General features: G+C 37.8%; 2 protein-coding genes. Both read left to right on the top strand.

The features are described 5' to 3' along the window. The first annotated feature begins 448 nt into the window (after window positions 1-448). Complete coding sequence (locus F6K49_RS40010; RefSeq protein ID WP_293106298.1) at window positions 449-1885, top strand: sugar transferase; 1437 nt, start codon at window positions 449-451, stop codon at window positions 1883-1885. A gap of 272 nt (window positions 1886-2157) precedes the next feature. After that, on the top strand, window positions 2158-2717 hold a 560-nt coding region (gene hpsE / locus F6K49_RS40005; RefSeq protein ID WP_293106294.1), incomplete at its 3' end, for a hormogonium polysaccharide biosynthesis glycosyltransferase HpsE.

Below are 2717 nucleotides of genomic sequence, written 5' to 3'. Positions count from 1 at the left end.
AAGTTCTCAAATTTTATGAGTATGGGCAGGTTAATTAGGTTGTTTAGCCCCATGCTTTAGGATGAGGGCGACTTTGGAAACACTGGTTTAGTCAAGCATCAAACAAAATTAAGTGTACGGCTATATTATATAGGAAGTATACCAGTTTTTCAAAATCATCCTGTTATGGTATAATTTTTCTGTATAACTAAGCTGATGGCCGTTGATTTTTTTTGCTCGCTTTATAGTAAATAGTTTTATAGCCAAAATCCTCTGAATACAATTCAAATAATTGCATATTCAATCATTAAATAACTTTATAATTTATACAATTAAAAATATTAGCTTTTTATTTTTTATTTAAAATTTAACTAATTGCATTATTTGATAAGTATCCTATCCAAATTTTTAGCCTGAAATACCCTTGATTATTAGGTCTAATAATTTGGTTTTAATCGGATATTAATCAATGGAGTTGTCTAGGATGGGACTGCCCTTAACTGAAACCTATAGATTTGATATACGTGATCCTATTTTTGCAAAACTTCGTCGCAATACCTATGCTGTATGGCTTCGCATCGTTACATTAGTGTTCACTGATCTATTCATGCTATTGATGGCATGGTTAATTTTTAGTAAGTATATAAATAATGATTGGGGAATAGTCAATCAAGCAATACTAGTTTATATAGTCATACCCTGGGAAATTTTATTGATTGCTTTACAAGACCTTTATAATTCTGGTAACAAACGCCGTGACTACTTAGCTCTAGCCCAGACAATCACTGTTGCCCAGATTAGTCTACTCGTTATTGCTTGCCTGTATCAACCCGATCAATTTGTGATTCAACTAATTGATAGTTTGTTATGGCTATTAAGCCTCGCTCTTGTCTGCATCGGACGCTTAGGAATAGATTTTCTTCTGAGACGGCTTCGTAAAAAAGGCTTACTTCGCTATCCAACCCTGATCATAGGTTCACCATATCAACAACAAAAAGCAATTCAAATACTGGAAAACGAAGATTGTTATGGCGTTATTAAATTCTTCGATATTAATTTATTAGATCAATCGAACCTATCCGATTTTATTAAAGAAATTCGTGCTCTAGACGTAGCCGAAGTATTTGTTTGCTCTTGGAACAAGGTAAAAGATTATATGTTCTTTTACTGGAGTCTCAGAAACGCAGGTATCACCTTGCGAATTTTGTGTACAGACTTAGGACCTATTTACCAAAATGTGGAGATGTCTAGTATAGGTGGTGTGCCTACCATAGGGTTTTCTCCCCCTCTAATTACTGGTATTGACTTTTTGGCAAAAAGATGTTTGGATTTTGTGCTTTCTGTCTTAGGAATAATTGTGCTTTTGCCACTGTTTATCAGTATTTCCGTTTTAATCAAGCTTGATTCCCCAGGACCGATATTTTACAAACAGGAAAGAGTTGGCTTACATAATAAACGATTTAAGACTTGGAAATTTCGCAGTATGTTTGTGGATGCTGACCAACGTCTCAAAGAGCTAGAAGCTCGTAATGAAATGAAAGATGGTGTTCTCTTTAAGATAAAGGATGATCCACGGATTACCAAAGTAGGAAAAATTATCCGCCGCTATAGCTTAGATGAACTTCCCCAATTACTTAACGTTCTCTGTGGAGAAATGAGTTTAGTTGGTCCTAGGCCATTGCCAATCAGAGATGTCAATAAATTCTCTGAACACCACTTTATACGTCATGCAGTTTTACCGGGAATAACCGGACTTTGGCAAGTGTCCGGTCGTTCGGATATTACGTCTTTTGAAGAAGTGGTACGTCTAGATACTTTGTACATGGAAAATTGGTCACTGTGGCTAGATTTGAAGATTTTATTAAAAACTGCCATAGTGCTTTTTCAAAAAAAAGGCGCTTACTAGTAACCTGAGTTGGATATAACCAACTTTGTCCAGGAGTCAGGAGTGGGGAAAGGGTAGCATGGGCTCGCCTAGTGCGTAAGCTTACCGCTTGAGGTGCGCTTTCCGGATTAAGAATTAAATTCGCCACGGGTCGCACCTAAAGTACTAAAGTATCGGTTAAATTTCCTAAACCAATAACAATTTATGTCCTCAGAGAGAGATAATGTTGGTCAACACTTGGGAATATTCTCAATAATTAGTTAGGGTTATTTTTCTACAGTGGAAAAAAAAATATGGTGATTGAGTTAACTGTTGCCATCCCGACATACAACGGTCAGAAGCGTCTACCAGAAGTCTTAGATCGACTCCGAGACTGTTGCCAGCAAGACCAACTGAGCTGGGAAGTTATTGTTATTGACAACAACAGTACTGACGGCACTGCTAAGCTTGTTGAGGCTTATCAAGCCAATTGGCCAACGCAATATCCGTTGAGGTATTGTTTTGAACCGAAACAAGGGGCAGCTTATGCCAGATGCCGTGCCATTCAGGAAGCTACAGGTGAACTAGTGGGTTTCCTAGACGATGACACGATTCCATCAATGTCTTGGATAGCTTCTGCTTACGCCTTTGGCAAATCTCACCCTACTTCTGGTGCTTATGGTAGTCAAATCCATGGTGTTTTTGAAGTCACTCCTCCACCAAATTTTGATAAACTTGCGCCATTTCTAGCAATCACTGAACGTGGTTGTGAGCCATTACTTTATGAACCTCACAAAAAATTACTACCACCTTCAGCTGGGTTGGTTGTGCGAAAACAAGCTTGGTTAGAGAGTATGCCCTCTCGGCCTATTTT

Source organism: Moorena sp. SIO3I6 (assembly GCF_010672095.1).
This window is presented reverse-complemented; position numbering and strand designations above follow the sequence as displayed.